The 2,100-nt window shown below is 61.7% G+C and carries 2 protein-coding genes; both read left to right on the top strand.

Annotated elements, in window-relative coordinates:
* A partial coding sequence (locus ABYW26_RS13795) for an acyl-CoA carboxylase subunit beta (RefSeq protein WP_372605486.1) occupies nt 1-1,466 on the top strand: 1,466 nt, incomplete at its 5' end.
* A 10-nt stretch (nt 1,467-1,476) separates the two neighbouring features.
* Nucleotides 1,477-2,100, top strand: a 624-nt coding sequence (locus ABYW26_RS13800; protein ID WP_372605487.1) for a biotin carboxylase N-terminal domain-containing protein, incomplete at its 3' end; no start/stop codon positions are given.

Raw genomic sequence — 2,100 nt, forward strand, 5'->3', positions numbered from 1 at the left:
ACGAATCCAAAGGCAAGATCCTGCCGCGCGAGCGCATCGAGCGCTTGATCGATCCGGGCACGCCGTTTTTGGAACTCGGCGAACTGGCCGGGTTGAATATGCACAAGGGCGTTCCGCCCGGCGCCGGCATCATCACCGGTATTGGCGTGATCGAAGGCCGTCAGTGCATGATCATCGCCAATGATGCCACCGTAAAGGGCGGCACCTATTTCGGGATCACCTGCCGCAAACACGTCCGGGCACAGAAAATTGCCTGGAAAAACCGCCTGCCCGTCATCACCCTCGTGGACTCCGGCGGTGCCTTCCTGCCCGACCAGGCCAACCTTTTCCCCGACGAAGGCCAGTTCGGCTCCATCTTTCACCAACAGATCGGCATGTCTGGCGATGGTGTGCCGCAAATCGCCGTGGTCATGGGGCCCTGCACCGCGGGTGGTGCCTATATCCCCGCGCTCTGTGACGAAGTGGTGATCGTGCGCGGTCAGGGCTTTATGTATCTGGGCGGACCGGAATTGACCTTTGCCGCAACCGGCGAAAAGGTCGAAGCCGAAGAACTGGGTGGCGGCAAGATGCATTCGTCCGTCTCCGGTGTGACAGACCATTTGGCCGAAGATGACGCCCACGCTCTGGCCATCACGCGCGAAATTGTCAGCCATCTTGGCGAAAAACCCCAACCCCGCAAGACGCCCGAAACGCCCCGTGCGCCCGCCTACCCGGTCGAAGAGATTTATGGACTCATCAGCCGCGACCCCAAGGTGCCGACCGACAACCGCGAAATCGTGGCTCGGTTGGTCGATGAGAGCGATTTTCACGAATTCAAACCGCTTTATGGCGACACGATCATGACCGGCTGGGGCCGCATCCACGGCCACGAGGTCGGTATTCTCGCAAATACAGGCGTGCTTTTCGTCGAAGCCGCACTGAAGGCCACGCATTTCATCAATCTCTGCGTCCAGCGTGATATTCCGCTGCTGTTCCTGGCCGATGTGAACGGCTTCATGGTGGGCCGCGAGGTCGAGCAGATGGGCATTGCCAAGGCTGGCGCCAAGATGATCACGGCCATGTCTTCGGCCCGGGTGCCGAAATTCACAATCATCACCGGTGGCTCTTACGGGGCCGGATACCTGGCGATGCTGGGCCGCCCGTTCCAGCCGGACGCAATGTTCGCCTGGCCGACGGGACGGTCGGCGATCATGGGGCCGGAACAGGCCGCCAGCGTGCTGGCTCAGGTCCGCGCGCAGATCAACGAACGCGAAGGCAAAAGCTGGACCCCCGAGGAGGAGGAAGCCTTCAAGGCACCGATCCGCAAGGAATACGAAGATTTTCAGGGAGCCTATAATTTTGCTTCCAACCTTTGGATCGACAGCGTGATCGAGCCCTGTGAGACCCGTGACGTCATGGCGCTGATGCTGGATGTGACATCGCGCAGACCCAAGGTCGATACCAACTTCGGCGTGTTCAGGATGTGAGGAGCGAACCGTGAAAATCAAAACGCTTCTGATCGCCAACCGCGGCGAAATTGCCTGCCGGATCGCGCGCACCGCGCGGGCCAGCGGTATCACCCCTGTCGGCGTGCATTCGCAGGCCGATGCCAATGCCCTGCATGTCCGCGAGATCGGCAAATCTGTCTGTATCGGTGCCGGTCCTGCATCCGAGAGCTATCTGAAAATCGACGCGGTGATTGCCGCTGCGCAATCAGTGGGCGCGGATGCGATCCATCCCGGTTATGGCTTTCTGGCCGAAAACCCGGATTTTGCTCGTTCGGTCGAAGCCGCCGGCATGATCTTCATGGGGCCGACGCCGGAAACGCTTGAACGTTTCGGCGACAAGGCCAGCGCCAAAGAGGCCGCCGTGGCGGCCAGCGTCCCGGTGATTTCGGGCGCCGAAGGTGCGCGGTCCGATCCCGAGCAGATTGCCGAGGAGGTGCGCCAAATGGGCCTGCCGGTGCTGCTCAAGGCGGTCGGCGGCGGTGGTGGGCGCGGACAACGGCTCGTCACTGACGAGACCACGCTGGTCGAGGACATCGAAGGCGCGCTGCGCGAAGCAAAATCCACCTTCGGCTCCGAAGGGCTGCTGTTGGAGCGTTTCCTGCCCGAGGCGCGC

Source organism: Actibacterium sp., from assembly GCF_041584535.1.
Taxonomy (GTDB): Bacteria; Pseudomonadota; Alphaproteobacteria; order Rhodobacterales; family Rhodobacteraceae; genus Actibacterium_D.